The following is a 15,187-nucleotide window of genomic DNA, read 5'->3' as shown; positions in this document are numbered from 1 at the left end:
GCCGACGAAGGGGAACCAGACATACCGCTCGAAGCTTGGTTGGATCGAGCCAGGAGCTGCCGACGGAGACCGCGAGGGCGGCCCCGCGTAACGGATGGAGACACGATGAGCATGGCCCCGAGATCGGACACGCAGTCGCCCGCACCGCACGTTGCCGACCGCCACGATCTGATCCGCGTGCACGGCGCGCGCGTGAACAACCTCAAGGACGTCAGCATCGAGATCCCGAAGCGCCGGCTGACGGTGTTCACCGGTGTCTCCGGCTCGGGCAAGACCTCGCTGGTGTTCGACACGATCGCCGCGGAGTCGCAGCGGCTGATCAACGAGACCTACAGCGCCTTCGTACAGGGCTTCATGCCGACGCTGGCCCGCCCCGAGGTCGACGTACTCGAAGGGCTGACGACCGCGATCATCGTCGACCAGCAGCGGCTGGGTGCCGACCCCCGCTCCACGGTGGGCACCGCCACCGACGCCAACGCGATGCTGCGCATCCTCTTCAGCCGGCTCGGGCAGCCGCACATCGGCCCGCCCAGCGCGTACTCCTTCAACACCGCCTCGGTCCGGGCGAGCGGCGCGATCACCGTCGAGCGCGGCAACAAGACCAAGGCGCAGAAGGCGACCTTCCACCGCACCGGCGGCATGTGCACGCGTTGCGAAGGCCGGGGCACGGTCTCCGACATCGACCTCACCCAGCTCTATGACGACTCCAAGTCGCTCGCCGAGGGCGCGTTCACCATCCCCGGCTGGAAGTCGGACAGTCAGTGGACCGTACAGGTCTATGCCCAGTCCGGCTTCGTCGACCCGGACAAGCCGATCCGCGAGTACACCAAGAAGGAGCTGCGGGACTTCCTCTACGGGGAGCCGGTCAAGGTCAAGGTCAGCGGCGTCAACCTCACCTACGAGGGGCTGATCCCCAAGATCCAGAAGTCGTTCCTGTCCAAGGACAAGGAGGCGATGCAGCCGCACATCCGGGCGTTCGTGGAGCGGGCGGTCACCTTCACCACCTGCCCCGAGTGCGACGGCACCCGGCTCAGTGAGGGGGCACGGTCGTCGAAGATCGAGAAGATCTCCATCGCCGACGCGTGCGCGATGGAGATCCGTGACCTGGCCGAATGGGTCCGCGGCCTCGACGAGCCGTCGGTGGCGCCGCTGCTCACCGCGCTGCGGCAGACTCTCGACTCGTTCGTGGAGATCGGCCTCGGCTACCTCTCGCTCGAACGGCCGTCGGGCACGCTGTCGGGCGGTGAGGCGCAGCGCGTGAAAATGATCCGTCACCTCGGTTCCTCGCTCACCGACACGACCTACGTCTTCGACGAGCCCACCATCGGCCTGCACCCCCATGACATCCAGCGGATGAACGAACTGCTGCTGCGGCTGCGGGACAAGGGCAACACGGTGCTCGTCGTGGAGCACAAGCCGGAGACGATCGTGATCGCCGACCACGTCGTCGACCTCGGCCCCGGCGCCGGTACGGCGGGCGGCACCGTCTGCTTCGAGGGGACCGTCGAGGAGCTGCGGGCCGGCGGCACCGTCACCGGCCGCCATTTCGACGACCGGGCCACCCTCAAGGAGACGGTGCGCAAGCCCACCGGCACGCTGGAGATCCGCGGCGCGGCGACGCACAACCTGCAAGGCGTCGATGTCGACATCCCGCTCGGGGTGCTCTGTGTGGTCACCGGCGTGGCCGGCTCCGGCAAGAGCTCCCTCGTGCACGGGTCGATTCCGGCCGACGCTGGCGTGGTGTCGGTCGACCAGGGCGCCATCAAGGGATCCAGGCGCAGCAACCCGGCGACGTACACCGGACTGCTCGACCCGATCCGCAAGGCGTTCGCGAAGGTCAACGGCGTCAAGCCGGCGCTGTTCAGCGCCAACTCCGAGGGCGCCTGTCCCACCTGCAACGGCGCCGGTGTCATCTACACCGACCTGGCGATGATGGCGGGCGTCGCCACCCCCTGCGAGGACTGCGAGGGGAAGCGGTTCCAGCCGGCGGTCCTGGACTACCACCTCGGTGGCCGCGACATCAGCGAGGTGCTCGCGATGTCGGTGACCGAGGCCGAGGAGTTCTTCGGCGCCGGCGAGGCGCGCACCCCGGCCGCGCACGCCATCCTCGACCGGCTCGCCGACGTCGGGCTCGGCTACCTCAGCCTCGGCCAGCCGCTCACCACGCTGTCCGGCGGCGAGCGGCAGCGGCTCAAGCTGGCCACCCACATGGCCGAGAAGGGCGGCGTCTACATCCTCGACGAGCCGACCACGGGCCTCCACCTCGCCGACGTCGAGCAACTGCTCGGCCTCCTCGACCGGCTCGTCGACTCCGGCAAGTCGGTCATCGTCGTCGAGCACCACCAGGCGGTCATGGCGCACGCCGACTGGATCATCGACCTCGGCCCCGGAGCGGGCCACGACGGCGGAAAGATCGTCTTCGAGGGCTCCCCCGCCGACCTCGTCGCCGCCCGCTCCACTCTCACCGGCGAGCACCTGGCGGCTTACGTCGGCAGCTGAGCGAGGCCGGTCTCGGCGAGGGGACGACGCCTTCGGTGTCGTCCCCCTACCGAAATGTGCAGGCATATCGGATGGTCGCGTTTGCCTCCCACAGCCCTGGGAAACCGGTGACGATCAAAGCAAAACGGCGCAGCGGCGGACACGCACCGCGCCCCTGAAGGAGATCAAAATGGCTACCGGCACTGTGAAGTGGTTCAACGCGGAGAAGGGCTTCGGCTTCATCGCCCAGGACGGCGGCGGCCCCGACGTGTTCGTCCACTATTCGGCCATCGCCAGCACCGGATACCGCGAACTCAACGAGGGCCAGAAGGTCCAGTTCGACGTGACGCAAGGACCCAAGGGACCTCAGGCCGAGAACGTCTCTCCGGCCTGACGGCGAAAACCGGCGGCAAAACGGCCTGACCAGCAGGGCACGGAAAGGAACCGCGGCCATGCGGCACGACGAATTGATCGGCAAGGTGCAGGCACTCGCGCACCTCCCGGATCGTGGGTCCACCGAGCGCGCGACGCAGTCGGTACTGCGGACACTGGCAGAAAGGCTGCCGGCCGGCCTGGCCGAGCACATGGCCGCGCAGCTCCCGGAAGGTCTGGCGGCGTACGTCAGGGAGACGACCGCTTCGGCCGCCCGGGACGGGCGGCCGAGCAGCACGGGTGAACCGTTCGACCTGACGGTTTTCGCCGGCCGGGTCGCGGGGCGAGCCGGCACTACGGAAGATGCCGCGCTCCAGTACTGTGCCGCGGTCCTGGAGGTTCTGGACGCCGCTGTCTCCCCCGAAGTGATGGGGAAACTGGCCGACGCCCTCCCCGCGGACATCCGCGGGCTGCTGCCCGTGGCACGCGCCGAGGGGCCCACGGCGTAACGCGGACACCGGCCCCAGCGGTCCAGGGCCGAGTCGACATCTGCCCGCCTTGTCGAGGGAACTTCAGACTCCATGCGGGTTCCGTGTCACAAATGCGGCCACCGTCCTGTCCTTCCCGTTGAAGAAGGAATTGGACGGTGCAGCCGAGCAGCTCTTCTCACAGCGCTCGCTGCACATGAGTGAAAATCCGAGAGGATCCACATCATGAAGGTCGTAGTCATCGGCGGAACCGGACTCATCGGCTCGAAGGTGGTTGCCAAGCTCAACGAGTACGGCCACGAGGCAGTACCGGCCGCGCCCAGCACCGGCGTCGACACACTGACGGGTGAGGGCCTGGCCGACGTTCTGAAGGGTGCCTCCGTCGTGGTCGACGTCTCGAACTCCCCCTCGTTCGAGGACAAGGCCGTCATGGAGTTCTTCCGCACTTCGACCACCAACCTTCTGAAGGCGGAGGCTGAGGCCGGTGTGACCCACCATGTCGCGCTCTCCGTGGTCGGCACCGATCGGCTCCAGGGGAGCGGCTACTTCCGTGCGAAGCAGGCGCAGGAAGAGCTGATCAAGGCGGCCGACATCCCCTACTCCATCGTCCACGCCACCCAGTTCTTCGAGTTCGCGAAGGGGCTCGCCGACGGGGCCACCGACGGCGACACCGTGCGTCTGCCCGCCGCGAAGATCCAGCCCATCGTCTCTGACGACGTCGCCGCGGCGGTCGGCCGCGCCGCGGTCGGCGCCCCGGTCAACGGTGTGGTGGAGGTCGCGGGCCCCGAAGCGTTCCAGCTCGACGAGTTCATCCGCCAGGGACTCGCCGCCAAGAACGACCCCCGCGCGGTGGTCGCGGACCCGAACGTCACGTACTGGGGTGCCGAGTTGCGGGAGACGACACTCCTGCCGGGTCCGGACGCGCGCATCGGCGAGACCCGGTTCGCCGACTGGCTCGCGCAGCAGCAGTAGGCCTTCGGGATGAGGGTGGCCCCTGCCCGCGGGGGCCACCCCGTCTCCGGCCGGTCCACGGGTTACCGCACTTCGCCCTCGGTCTCGGTCTCGGGTGCCCATGCGGAGCGGGACCGCGACTCGAGGAACGCGGTGATCTTGTACGGGTCGAACAACCACATCACCTTGTGAATGCCTTCGTGGGAGGCCGCTACGGTCATGAAGGTCGTGGGTTGCCCGTCCCGGTAGATCATCACGCCGGCCCGTCCGTTGGCGTGGACCGGTCGGACGTCCGCCTCGGGCCAGAACCGCGGGGCGGCAGTCGACAGGTTCGCCACACGTGAGCGGCCAAGAACGGGGATACGAGCAGCGCCACGCAGACCGTTGCCGTCGGACAGACTGACGGCGTCCGGGGTGAGCAGAGCCTCCAGCGATGCGATGTCTCCCGTTTGCGCCGCTGAGACGAAGGCCTCGAGGAGCCGTCGGTGCTCCGCCGTGTCCACGGTCTCCCCCTGCTCGGCCGCCAGGTGCTTACGGGCCCGGCTCACGATCTTCCGCACGTTGACGGGGCTGAGCCGAAGAATCTCAGCGATCTCGGCATAGGGGTAGTCGAAGGCCTCTCGCAGGACGTAGGCGGCCCGCTCGGTGGGATTCAGTCTCTCCAGCACGAGGAGTAAGGCCATTTCGAGGGCCTCCGCCCGCTGCGCGCCCACCTCCGGGTCGGAGCTCGTGTCGACGGGCTCGGGCAGCCACGGGCCGATGTAGGTCTCGCGCCGCACCCGGGCGGACTGGGCCACGTTGATGGCGAGCCGAGTGGTCGCACTCGACAGAAACGCCACGGGGCTGACCACTGCCGAACGGTCCGTCTTCTGCCAGCGCAGCCATACTTCCTGGACCACGTCCTCGGCCTCGACCGCGCTTGAGAGCACCCGGTACGCGATGCCGAAGAGGCGTGGCCGGAGCGCCATGAAGACAGCAACGGCCTGGTCCAGGGTGCTGTCCTTGGGGGACGCCTCGGGACGCACGATTGCTTCATGGACCATGCCCATCTCCGTTCTGTGACAGTTCACCGTGCAGGGCAAAGAGGTGTTTCGTGCGCGCTCCACGAGTGCGGTGTGGGCGTCGGGCCAGGAGTGTCAGCAGGCTGCGGGCGACCTGCCGGCCGCCGTGGACGGGTCTGGTCGGGGCACGGACCGCAGCATCGTGACACGCGGCGGAGACCTTGGAGACCTCACGGTGCAGGACGGCCGATTTTCATAGCGGTCCACGCACCGTGTATCCCGCAACCCACCCGGGGATCGAGTGGCAGACGTACGTGGCAGCGATGATGCGTCTTGAGCTGCCCGCACAGCGTTGTGGCGCTCCGCTGCGACCTCGAGTCGCCGCGGCCGGCGCACCCGCCGGCGTCAGGGCAGGTTGATGAGCGCCAGACCGAGATCGGGGCGGTCGATCTTCTCCAACGCCGCCGGGCTGTCGCGCACGATGACTTCGAGCGTCGGCCAGACCCGCCCTTCCAGCAGGTGGCCGCCGCGGGTCGTGCCGTCCACGAGTCCCAGCACGGCATGCAGATGCGGGGTCGGCCCGTCCTGCCCGATGACGATGTCCCCCAGCAACGACAGCACCTCACACTGCTCATCGACCGGTATCCGCCGGTAGTCCTTGGCCTCGCGATCGAACCACCCCACGGTGGCCTGCGAGAAGGCACCGACAGCGGTCACCTGCGAGGCCCCCAGCGACTGATCGCGGGCGAAGGCGGTGATCTCGGCGGCGGCCTCCTCGCCCGGGTCGAGGACCACCACGTACACCGCTGCCGGAGAGTCCTGTACCTGCCGCCACTTCATGCGTGGCCGGGTACCCGTGCCCGATCGCGTCAACCGCCGTGCCACCCGGGCGCGGGCCGCGCCCACCGCCCCGCCCACCCCTCCGGTCGCCGCCCCCGTCCGGCAGACGTTCCGTGCAGCGAGCCTGCAGAGGGGTACGCGAGAACCGTCGGAGGAATCCGGCGATCGTGATCGACACGGGAGGGCGGTGAAAGGATGGCCGGCACGCGGAGTTCGGACGGCACGGTGGCGCACCGGCTGATCGAGGAGCACCTGGTCGACGGGCGCATGGCCCCGGGCGGGGAGATCGGTCTGGGGATCGATCAGACCCTCACCCAGGACGCCACCGGCACCCTGGTGATGCAGGAGCTGGAGGCGCTCGCCCTGGACCGGGTGCGTACCGACCTGAGCGTGCAGTACGTCGACCACAACATCCTTCAGGCGGACGAGCGCAACGCCGAGGATCACCTCTTTCTGCGCTCGGCCGCCCGCCGCTACGGCGTCTGGTACTCCAAGCCGGGCAACGGCGTCTCGCACCCCACCCACATGCAGCGCTTCGGCGTCCCCGGCAAGAGCCTGGCCGGCTCGGACTCGCACACGTGTGCCGCCGGCTCCCTCGGCATGCTGGCCATCGGCGTCGGCGGCCTGGAGGTCGCGCTGGCCATGGCCGGACAGCCGCTGTATCTGACCATGCCGCGGATCTGGGGCGTCCGGCTGACCGGCACGCTGCCCGACTGGGTCAGCGCCAAGGACGTCATCCTGGAACTGCTGCGCCGCCACGGAGTCAAGGGCGGGGTGGGCCGCATCCTCGAGTACCACGGCCCCGGACTGGCCGGCCTCACCGCGATGGACCGGCACGTCATCGCCAACATGGGCGCCGAACTCGGCGCCACCACCAGCCTGTTCCCCGCCGACGACGCGGTGCGCGACTTCCTGCGCGCCGAGGGACGCGAAGACGACTTCCGCGAGATCACCGCCGAGCCCGGTGCCCGCTACGACCTGGAGGAGGAGATCGACCTCTCCGCCCTCGAGCCGCTGATCGCCGAACCCACCTCCCCGGGCAACGTCGTCCCTGTACGCGAGGTGGCGGGCGAACCGATCGGGCAGGCCGTGATCGGTTCCTCGGCCAACCCCGGCCTGCGTGACTTCGCCGTCGCCGCCGCCATGGTCCGCGGCCGGCAGACCGCCGCGGGCGTGAGTTTCGACGTCAACCCCACCTCGCGGGAGATCCTCCAGGACCTCACGCGCATGGGCGCGACGTTCGACCTGCTGACCGCCGGTGCCCGGCTGCACCAGTCCGGCTGTCTGGGCTGCATCGGCATGGGCCAGGCCCCGGCCGCGGGGCGCAACTCGCTGCGCACGTTCCCGCGCAACTTCCCCGGCCGCTCCGGCACCGAGGACGACGCGGTGTGGCTGTGCTCACCGGAGACGGCAACCGCCTCGGCACTCACCGGCGCCATCACCGACCCGCGCGCCTGGGCCGCCGAGCACGACGTAAGGTATCCGGCCCTGGAGCTGCCGGAGCGGGCGACGGTCAACGCCGCGATGCTGGAGCCGCCGCCCGCTCCGGACGACGCCGCCCGTATCCGCCCGGAGCGCGGGCCCAACATCTCCGCGCTGCCCGACTTCGACCCGCTGCCCGACACGATCGACGCGCCGGTGCTGCTCACGGCGGGCGACCACGTCTCCACGGACGAGATCTCCCCGGCCGGTGCCAGGGCCCTGCCGTACCGCTCGAACATTCCCAAACTCGCCGAGTTCTCCCTGGTCCGTCTCGATCCCGACTATCCCCGTCGCGCCGCCGAACTCCGGGACCGCGGCGGACACCTGATCGTCGCCGGGGAGAACTGGGGCCAGGGCTCCTCCCGCGAACATGCCGCGATCACCCTGCGCCACCTGGGGCTACGCGCCGTACTCGCCCAGTCCTACGCCCGTATCCACTGGCAGAACCTCGCCAACTTCGGCGTCCTCCCGCTGGAGTTCGACGACCCCGACGACCAGGCCCGTATCCAGCGGGGCGACCGGCTGCGCCTCGACGGACTGCGCGAAGCGCTGGCGCCCGGCGCACCGTCGGAGCTCACCGCCCGCAACACCACCCGGGAGGAGACCTACCGTCTGCACCACCGCCTCTCGGACCGGCAACGCCGCGCGGTCCTCTCCGGCGGCACGATCCCCGCCCTCGCCCGGACCACGCCATAGGCACGCACACGATCCATAGGCACGCATGTGAGGGGAGCACAGACATGGCAGACCGCGCGGACATCGTCGCCACACTGGCCGAACAGCACCGTGAGCTGGAGCAGACCCTCACGGAGGTCCTGAACGTGCCCGCCGGCGACCCTCGGCGCCGCAGCAGCCTCAAACAGGCGGCCGTCACACTGGCGTGTCATACGGCGGAGTCGGAGCGCCACCTGCATCACTTCCTGCGCCGCTATGTGCCCGACGACGCCGACCGGCTCGTTCAGCAGCAGGTCACCGATCTCCTCCGCGCCGAAGAGACCATGAAGGACCTGGAGTTCACCGCCACCGACAGCGGCGAATTCGACCCCCTTGTCCGGCGGCTGATCGCGACGATCCGCCGCCACGGCGAACACACGGAAGCGGTCCTCTTCCCACGGCTGCGCGCGGCCGCTCCACCCGAGGTGCTGGCCGGTCTCGGAGACGCGGCCCGTCAGGTCGAGGCCGAGGCCACCACCCTGCGGGACGAAGTGGAGCGCTCTGAGCGCCCCGACGTGATCGACCGGGCACAGGCCGCGCTCGCCCCCAAGGACACCCGCACGAAAGACGCCCGTACGACGGCGTACCAGCAGGCCGAGCGGCTCGACCGGTTCCTCACCGGCGACGCCGACCTGCCGGACATGTGAGCGGCACGGTCAGCGCTGGTACATCCCCACGAGGGTGCCGTCGGCCAGTTCCCGTTTCTCGACCGCCTCGTGCACCTGGTCGGCGCTGGGCGCGTCGGGGAGGACGCATGGCTCCGAGAGGGCGTACAGCCGGAAGAAGTAGCGGTGCGCCTCGTCTCCCGGCGGAGGATGGGGTCCGCCCCAGCCGCGTTCGCCGTAGCCGTTGACGAGTTCCGTGCCGCCGGGCGGGCACTGCCCCGCTTCGACTCCCTCGCTGCGGGGATCGATGCCGACCACGACCCAGTGCGCGAAGGTGCCCGACGGAGCGTCGGGGTCTTCGCACAGCAGCACCAGCTCGGCCGCGTCGTCCGGCGCGCCGCTCCACGTCAGCGGAGGCGAGACGTTCTCTCCCTCGTACGCGTACCGGCGCGCGATGTACGCATGATCGTTGAATGCGCTGCTGCGCATGTCGATGCCAGCCATGCGCCCCCGGGTACCCCGGACCGGGCCTGACATGCAGACGCGAAGAGGCGTCCCGCCGGCGCGCGGTCGATCACGCCTGAGCCTTCTTCGCGACGGCCGTCCCCGCCCGGAGTGCGGCCACCGGATCGGCAGCCTCGTCCAGCTCGACGAGCACGGTGCCGGCGCCGGGAGTGCGGGACATGGCGTCGGCCCATCCCGTCCAGTCCACGATGCCCGTGCCCAGCTCGGTCATGTAGGGCTGCTGCTGGGCGAAGACCGTCTCGTCGATGGTGAGTTCCACATCGATCGGCTTGATCGCGTCCTTCCAGTGCGCCAGTGCGATGCGCTGGGAGTGGCGGCGCGCGACGGCGACGGGGTCTCCTCCGCCGAGGGCGATGTGGCAGGAGTCGGGGCACAACCACACGTAGCGCGGATCGGTCAGCGCCATGAACAGGTCGATGTCGCGCTCGTACCACAGGGTGCTGTTGGACTCCGTGTGGAAGGCGAGCTTCACACCGTGCTGTGCCACGGCCTCGCCGACCACGTGGGCGATGTCGGCCATCCGGGTCATGTAGGCGGCGTCGACGAAGAAGGGCGGGCGCGTCCCGAACGTCGTACGCATGGGCAGTCCCGCGACGAGTACGTCCGCCCCCGCCTCGGCGAGGAAGGCCGCTCGGCGCTCGGCGTCGGCGACGATCGCGGACAGGTTCCCGGCCTGCCGCCAGTCGGGGCTGTCGCTGTCGGCGATGAAGGCGCTCACGACGCACAGGCCCCGGGCCGCGAGGGCGCGGCGGAACGACGATGCGTCGCCGAAGGCACGCAGGGCCGAGTCGATGTCGCCGGGTGCGAAGGTCAGCTCGATGCCGGTGACCTGGGCTTCGGCCAGTGCGTCCATCACCCGCTCCCAGAAGCGCTCGGGGTGGGCGAGGGCCCAGTCGCGCACGGCGTCCGGGGAGTCGAGGCCCCAGAAACCCGGGTGGTAGAAGGTGACGACGTCCGTGGCGAACCGCGGTGTCATGCGGCACCTGCCCGGGCGTTGTAGACGACGATGCCGTCGGCGGTGTCGACAGCCTTCCGGTAGGCGCGGAACACGGCGAGCGCCTCGTCCCGGAGCACATCCCCTACGACCTCGATGCCGCGGGCCTCGAACTGTTCGGCCCAGTCCGCGCCGAGCGGGCCCTCGTCGAACGTGGTGATCTCCTCCAGTTCCGGGCCCTCTCCGGCGACCACGAGGCCGCGTACCCCGGACCACATCGTCGCGCCGTAACACTGGACGCACGGGCGCCAGTTCACGACGAGCTCGTGTGCGGGCATCCCGTCTGCGCCGAGGTCCCAGCCGCCGGTCGCCGTCTGGGCGAGGCCGAGGGCGACGACCTCGGCGTGTGCGCTGGAGACGCCGGACGCGAGGACGACGTTCACGCCGACCGAGACGATCCGGCCGGTGTCCCGCTCGGCGACGAGGGCCGCGAACGGACCGCCGTTGCCCTCGCGCCAGTTGCGGTCGGCGAGGCGGTGCACGAGGCGCATCCGGTCGTCGCGGCCGGGGACGACGGCGGGCACGTCGGCCAGTTCGTCGTCGATCCACGCGGGCAGTGCCACGCGGTACTCCTTCGCGATGTCGATCACGGTCGGGCTTCCTCTCAGTAGCTCAATAGAGCAGCAGGTCAGCAACTCAGTAGCTCAGTGTGCGGCGAGTGCGGCGTTCTGTTCGGTGACGGCCCGGGCGGCCCGTATGGCGGTCACCGCGCCGGTCAGGGTGACGTTGGCGGCCATCGCGGTGGGGATCACGCCGTTGCCCGCGAGGTACAGGTTGTCGTAGCCCCACACGCGGCCGTCCGGGTCGCACACGCTGGTGCCGTCGTCGGCGAGGCCGGCCCGGACGGTGCCGGTCAGGTGCAGCGACGAGCCGGGCGGGAGCAGCGCCCGTTCGGTCGCGGGATCGAACGGGCCGAACTCCTTGGCGATGGAGCGGACGTCGTCGAGTGCTCGCCCGATCAGCGCGCGGTCGGCGTCGGAGTAGCCGAACTCGACGCCGATGCGCGGCATTCCGGCGAGGTCCGTGTCCGACTCCGAGAACACGAGCCGGTTTTCGGGGCGCGACTCGACGGGGGCGTACAGCGAGAGGCCCACGGAGTGGGCGAGGGGCCTGCCTGCCTCGTCGACGTACGTGCGGCTCATGATCTGGCCGTGGAACGGCTGGCCTGGCCCGTTCTGCGGCAGCCAGAGCGAGTCCGTGCTGAACTCACCGGCGCGCGGCAGGGGCAGGGCGTCGCGATCGATGCCGAACCGGTCGAGGTCGAGCAGTACCCGGGCGGTGATGAACGCGTGCTCGTTGAGGTGACGGCCCAATGCGTGGGGCCGGATGCCCGAGGCGAACAGCAGCTGCGGGGTGCGCAGCGCGTCGGCGCACACCACCACGGCGTCCGCGAGGAGTTCCGACTCGGCGCCGTCGGCGATGCGGCGCAGCCGGGCGCCGGCGACCCGTCCGTCCGAGACGACGAGGGACGTCGCGAGCGTGCCGGTCACCAGGGTGAAGGCCGGGTCCCCGCCCGTGGCGATGGTGGGAAAGATCGTCCCTGGCGCCGTGCGCGGCATGGGGCCCGAAGCCGTCGGGGTGACGGCCATGGGCATGGGCTGCGGTCGCCGGTCGTCCGGCCCGACGCCGTCGTAGCGCCGGCGCAGGACGTCGAGCACCGCATGGCCGACCTCGGTCGGGCCGATCGCGGACGGCGTGACGGCGAGCACGCGGCGCGCGGTGTCGAGGTCTGCCGCCCAGCGGTCCGGGTCGCCGAAGTCGAACACCTCGTCCCCGGCGGGCCACGGTGTCGCGGCGGTCCAGTGCACGCCCATGCCGCCTGCGTTCCAGGCGAGCGCGGCCTGGGGCATCGCCTCGGTGTCCTCGCCGAAGGCGAGGGCGTGGAACATGCCGGGGGTCAGGTCGGTGAGGCTGTCCGCGGCCTCGCGCACCACCTCGGCGCCCGTGTACATGCCCTGGATTCCGGTGGCGACCTGTTCGTTGTAACGCGACCAGAGAACCGGGTCGCCGAGGTCGTGCAGGTGCAGGCCGGGGGCCTCGCCGATCGCGCTGCCGCCGTCCACCATCGTGATGTCCAGCGCCGGATCCGTCTCGCGCAGCAGTCGGGCCACGACGGATCCCATGATGCCGCTGCCGACGATGAGGACGCCGGTGCGGGGGGTGTCGGTCAAGGTGAGACTCCATGTGTTGGGCCACGGGTGCGGGGGGAAAGCGTGGGGGTGCGGTCACGCGCTCGGGACCAGCGGGCCGAACAGCTCGGTGTCCATGCGGTCGAGGGCCAGCTTGACCGCGCCGATGAGTGGGGCGTCGCCGCCCAGGGCGGTGGCGCGCAGCTCGATCGCGGGGGTGCGGGCGTCGCGCATCACCTTGCGTACCCGGGGCAGCAGCACATCGGCCGCGTCCTCCAGACCGCCGCCGAGCACGATGAGTGAGGGTGCGACCGTCCACGACAGGATCGTGAGGATCGACGCGATGTTCTCCACGAACTCGTCGACCTCGCCGAGCGCGGTCGCGTCGCCCGCGCGAGCCGCGTCGAAACGGGCGAGGGCCACGGTCCGTTGGGCCGGTTCCGGCGAGGACAGCCACGCCACGGGGTGGTGCTCGACCGAGCCGGTCGGTATCGACCGCGCCTCGACGATCTCGCCCGCGGCGCCGTCGAGACCCCGGTGCACGGCACCCCGTATGAGGATGCCCAGACCGGTGCGGTTGCCGAGTATCGCCCATACGACGTTGTCGTGTTCGCCGGCCACCCCCCGCCAACGCTCCGCGAGCGCACCGAGGTTGGTGTCGTTGTCCGCGAACCAGGGCATCCGGATGCGCCGCGCGAGTTCGTCAGGCAGGTGCACGCCTTCCCAGCGGGTGGTGTGGACCAGGCGCCGTACCACTCCGTCGTCGTCGATCGCGCCGCCGCCCGCGACCGCACCGGCGCGCAGCCGGTCCACCGATCCGCCCGCGTCGTCCAGCGCCTGGAGGACCAGCGCCGCCGCGTCGTCGAGGGTGGCCTGCGGGTCCTGGTAGGCGCGCAGCGGCCCGTGTGCCCGTCCGAGGATGCGACCACGGACGTCGGCGACGACCGCGGAGGCGTCCGAGGTGGTGATGCACACGGCTGCTAGGAGGGCGTGTTCAGCTCTCAGCTCGTACCGTCGGGCGGGGCGCCCGGCACTCCCGCTGATCGGCATGCGGTCCAGCTCGGTCACCCAGCCGGCCTCGACGAGCGAGTCCAGGATGAGCTCGATGGTGCGGCGGGAGAGGCCGGTCCGCTCGGCGAGCGCGGTCAGCGTCGTCGGCTCGGCCGACACCGCCAGGGCGCGCAGGATGACGGAGGTGTTGACCCGTCGGACGCCGCTCTGGTTCATCCCGGGCATCAGCATGTCCTCGCCGCCCGGGACACCTGTCGTACCACGGGATCGAACACGCCCGTGGTGTCGGCCACGAGCGGCGCGCTGGGTCGGCCGTACTCGCGCACCGGATCGCCGAGCCCGCCGGTCGCCCTCGCCCAGGCCGGCTCCCGGCCACGGACGAACCTGACCAGGTCGGCGTGCATCAGCGTGGCCAGTTCCGCCGGCGGGTTCGGTCCGAGCGCCTCGGTGACGCCTGGTGCGTCGAGTACATCGAAGAAGTACGGGATGTCCACACAGTGCGCGGCACCGCCCAGCACGGGCGAGGGCCATTCGAAGGAGTACAGCCAGGTGCCGGCGCGGGCGGCGCGACGGGCTTCCGCGGTGCGCGGGCAGGCGGCGCGGAACAGGGTGTCGGTGAGGCGTGATCCCGCCGCGCGGGCGGCGCCGTCCATGGCACCGCGGTCGAACTCGTCCCCCGTCGCGCCGAGCAGCACAGGCACGTCGTGCCCGCGCACGGCGAGTCCCTGGGCGACCGGCACCGGCAGGATGTCGTCTCCGACGAACGGGCCCAACACGAGCGTGTCGTCGCCTCTTTCATCCCGCAGGTCGAGGACAGCCCGCTGGACGTCCGCCACGCTGCGGCCACCGAATCCGGCTCGCGTCGCGGGAACACCGAGCCTGTCCCCGAGTCGCCCGAGAAAGTCGCTTACCGCGCCCGCTTCGAAGAAGCCGCCGGACAGGCTGACCGCCCGCTGGAAGCGGCCGTATCCGGCGGGCGACGAGAGCAGCGCGAGCACCGCCGCTCCCCCGGCCGACTGGCCGGCGACCGTGACCCGGTCCGGGTCACCGCCGAAAGCGGAGATGTTCTCCCGCACCCAGTCGAGGGCGAGCAGCAGGTCGCGCAGCCCGAGATTGGTGGGTACGCCGTCCAGTACGGCGAATCCGTCGACGCCGAGCCGGTAGCCGACGGTGACGCAGACGACCCCGTCACGGGCGAAGGCACGCCCGTCGTACCAGGGACTGGCCGGGCTGCCCGCGAGGAAACCGCCGCCGTGGATCCACACGAGGACCGGGCACGGCGCGCGGTCCTCGTCCGCGGCCGGAGCGACGATGCCGAGGTTCAGCACGTCGTCGCCCGGCACCGACGGCTCGGGCACGGTGGTCGTGGCGAACAGCGGCACGCGCTGCGCGGTGGGGCCGTGCCGGGACGCGTCGTACGGCTGCGTGAACCGGCCGCGTGGGACAGGCGCGGCGAACCGCCGTGCGCCGGTGGGTGGTTCGGCGAAGGGGATGCCGAGGAAGCGCCGTGTCCGGGCGTGGCGCCGGCCGACGATCGTGCCTGCCGGAGCGCGCACGGCGTCGGGCTCTCCTGGCGCGTCGAGGGAGTTCATCTCGC

The 15,187-nt window shown here is 70.7% G+C and carries 14 protein-coding genes; 6 read left to right on the top strand and 8 right to left on the bottom strand.

Translation table 11 applies throughout. The features are described from left to right. Nucleotides 1-105: 105 nt before the first annotated feature. The 4 genes from AB0I77_RS26270 to AB0I77_RS26255 all read left to right on the top strand — a co-directional run bounded on the left by AB0I77_RS26270 (nucleotide 106) and on the right by AB0I77_RS26255 (nucleotide 4,310). Nucleotides 106-2,499, top strand: a complete 2,394-nt coding sequence (locus AB0I77_RS26270) for an excinuclease ABC subunit UvrA (RefSeq protein WP_363285138.1) — start codon at nucleotides 106-108, stop codon at nucleotides 2,497-2,499. 169 nt (nucleotides 2,500-2,668) lie between these two features. Then, nucleotides 2,669-2,872, top strand: coding sequence for a cold-shock protein (locus tag AB0I77_RS26265; RefSeq protein ID WP_363285137.1), 204 nt, complete (start codon nucleotides 2,669-2,671; stop codon nucleotides 2,870-2,872). 58 nt (nucleotides 2,873-2,930) lie between these two features. Next, complete coding sequence (locus AB0I77_RS26260; RefSeq protein WP_363285136.1) at nucleotides 2,931-3,359, top strand: DUF2267 domain-containing protein; 429 nt, start codon at nucleotides 2,931-2,933, stop codon at nucleotides 3,357-3,359. A 204-nt stretch (nucleotides 3,360-3,563) separates the two neighbouring features. Beyond that, entirely contained in the window at nucleotides 3,564-4,310 is a 747-nt protein-coding gene (locus tag AB0I77_RS26255; RefSeq protein WP_363285134.1) for an SDR family oxidoreductase, read from the top strand. Between the two features lie 62 nt (nucleotides 4,311-4,372). Here AB0I77_RS26255 and AB0I77_RS26250 read toward each other — a convergent pair whose 3' ends face one another. Then, nucleotides 4,373-5,332, bottom strand: a complete 960-nt coding sequence (locus AB0I77_RS26250) for an RNA polymerase sigma-70 factor (protein WP_363285133.1) — start codon at nucleotides 5,330-5,332, stop codon at nucleotides 4,373-4,375. Between the two features lie 363 nt (nucleotides 5,333-5,695). Then, on the bottom strand, nucleotides 5,696-6,130 hold the full coding sequence (locus tag AB0I77_RS26245) for a PPC domain-containing DNA-binding protein (RefSeq protein WP_363285132.1): 435 nt from the start codon (nucleotides 6,128-6,130) through the stop codon (nucleotides 5,696-5,698). 195 nt (nucleotides 6,131-6,325) lie between these two features. Here AB0I77_RS26245 and AB0I77_RS26240 point away from each other — a divergent pair, with 195 nt between their 5' ends. Together AB0I77_RS26240 and AB0I77_RS26235 are read left to right on the top strand one after the other, a co-directional pair. Then, nucleotides 6,326-8,308: an aconitate hydratase gene (locus tag AB0I77_RS26240; RefSeq protein ID WP_363285131.1), complete on the top strand. Its 1,983-nt coding sequence runs from the start codon at nucleotides 6,326-6,328 to the stop codon at nucleotides 8,306-8,308. 44 nt (nucleotides 8,309-8,352) lie between these two features. Further along, nucleotides 8,353-8,973 carry a hemerythrin domain-containing protein gene (locus AB0I77_RS26235; protein ID WP_363285130.1) on the top strand — a complete coding sequence of 207 codons (621 nt, stop codon included), beginning with the start codon at nucleotides 8,353-8,355 and terminating at the stop codon, nucleotides 8,971-8,973. Nucleotides 8,974-8,982: 9 nt separating this feature from the next. Here AB0I77_RS26235 and AB0I77_RS26230 read toward each other — a convergent pair whose 3' ends face one another. The 6 genes from AB0I77_RS26230 to AB0I77_RS26205 all read right to left on the bottom strand — a co-directional run bounded on the left by AB0I77_RS26230 (nucleotide 8,983) and on the right by AB0I77_RS26205 (nucleotide 15,182). Beyond that, nucleotides 8,983-9,435 (bottom strand): YbhB/YbcL family Raf kinase inhibitor-like protein, encoded by a 453-nt coding sequence (locus AB0I77_RS26230; RefSeq protein ID WP_363285129.1) that lies wholly within the window; start codon nucleotides 9,433-9,435, stop codon nucleotides 8,983-8,985. 70 nt (nucleotides 9,436-9,505) lie between these two features. Then, a complete protein-coding gene (locus AB0I77_RS26225) occupies nucleotides 9,506-10,432 on the bottom strand; it encodes a sugar phosphate isomerase/epimerase (RefSeq protein ID WP_363285128.1) in 927 nt (308 codons plus the stop codon). Continuing rightward, nucleotides 10,429-11,040 (bottom strand): nucleoside deaminase, encoded by a 612-nt coding sequence (locus tag AB0I77_RS26220; protein WP_363285127.1) that lies wholly within the window; start codon nucleotides 11,038-11,040, stop codon nucleotides 10,429-10,431. Before AB0I77_RS26220 ends, AB0I77_RS26225 begins: the two co-directional genes overlap by 4 nt. Before the next feature lie 54 nt (nucleotides 11,041-11,094). Then, nucleotides 11,095-12,621: a GMC oxidoreductase gene (locus tag AB0I77_RS26215; protein WP_363285126.1), complete on the bottom strand. Its 1,527-nt coding sequence runs from the start codon at nucleotides 12,619-12,621 to the stop codon at nucleotides 11,095-11,097. Between the two features lie 54 nt (nucleotides 12,622-12,675). Next, a complete protein-coding gene (locus AB0I77_RS26210) occupies nucleotides 12,676-13,821 on the bottom strand; it encodes an ROK family protein (protein WP_363285125.1) in 1,146 nt (381 codons plus the stop codon). After that, entirely contained in the window at nucleotides 13,815-15,182 is a 1,368-nt protein-coding gene (locus tag AB0I77_RS26205; RefSeq protein WP_363285186.1) for a carboxylesterase family protein, read from the bottom strand. Before AB0I77_RS26205 ends, AB0I77_RS26210 begins: the two co-directional genes overlap by 7 nt. Between the last annotated feature and the right edge of the window lie 5 nt (nucleotides 15,183-15,187).

Source organism: Streptomyces sp. NPDC050619, assembly GCF_040654815.1.
GTDB lineage: Bacteria > Actinomycetota > Actinomycetes > Streptomycetales > Streptomycetaceae > Streptomyces.
Note: the sequence above shows the minus strand (reverse complement) of the source record. Positions and strands in the feature narration are given on the sequence as shown.

Excerpts from the sequence above, each read along its gene's own strand:
- AB0I77_RS26270 (WP_363285138.1), top strand. The coding sequence starts at position 106 with ATGAGCATGGCCCCGAGATCGGACACGCAGTCGCCCGCACCGCACGTT.
- AB0I77_RS26265 (WP_363285137.1), top strand. The coding sequence starts at position 2,669 with ATGGCTACCGGCACTGTGAAGTGGTTCAACGCGGAGAAGGGCTTCGGC.
- AB0I77_RS26260 (WP_363285136.1), top strand. The coding sequence starts at position 2,931 with ATGCGGCACGACGAATTGATCGGCAAGGTGCAGGCACTCGCGCACCTC.
- AB0I77_RS26255 (WP_363285134.1), top strand. The coding sequence starts at position 3,564 with ATGAAGGTCGTAGTCATCGGCGGAACCGGACTCATCGGCTCGAAGGTG.
- AB0I77_RS26250 (WP_363285133.1), bottom strand. The coding sequence starts at position 5,332 with ATGGTCCATGAAGCAATCGTGCGTCCCGAGGCGTCCCCCAAGGACAGC.
- AB0I77_RS26245 (WP_363285132.1), bottom strand. The coding sequence starts at position 6,130 with ATGAAGTGGCGGCAGGTACAGGACTCTCCGGCAGCGGTGTACGTGGTG.
- AB0I77_RS26240 (WP_363285131.1), top strand. The coding sequence starts at position 6,326 with ATGGCCGGCACGCGGAGTTCGGACGGCACGGTGGCGCACCGGCTGATC.
- AB0I77_RS26235 (WP_363285130.1), top strand. The coding sequence starts at position 8,353 with ATGGCAGACCGCGCGGACATCGTCGCCACACTGGCCGAACAGCACCGT.
- AB0I77_RS26230 (WP_363285129.1), bottom strand. The coding sequence starts at position 9,435 with ATGGCTGGCATCGACATGCGCAGCAGCGCATTCAACGATCATGCGTAC.
- AB0I77_RS26225 (WP_363285128.1), bottom strand. The coding sequence starts at position 10,432 with ATGACACCGCGGTTCGCCACGGACGTCGTCACCTTCTACCACCCGGGT.
- AB0I77_RS26210 (WP_363285125.1), bottom strand. The coding sequence starts at position 13,821 with ATGCTGATGCCCGGGATGAACCAGAGCGGCGTCCGACGGGTCAACACC.
- AB0I77_RS26205 (WP_363285186.1), bottom strand. The coding sequence starts at position 15,182 with ATGAACTCCCTCGACGCGCCAGGAGAGCCCGACGCCGTGCGCGCTCCG.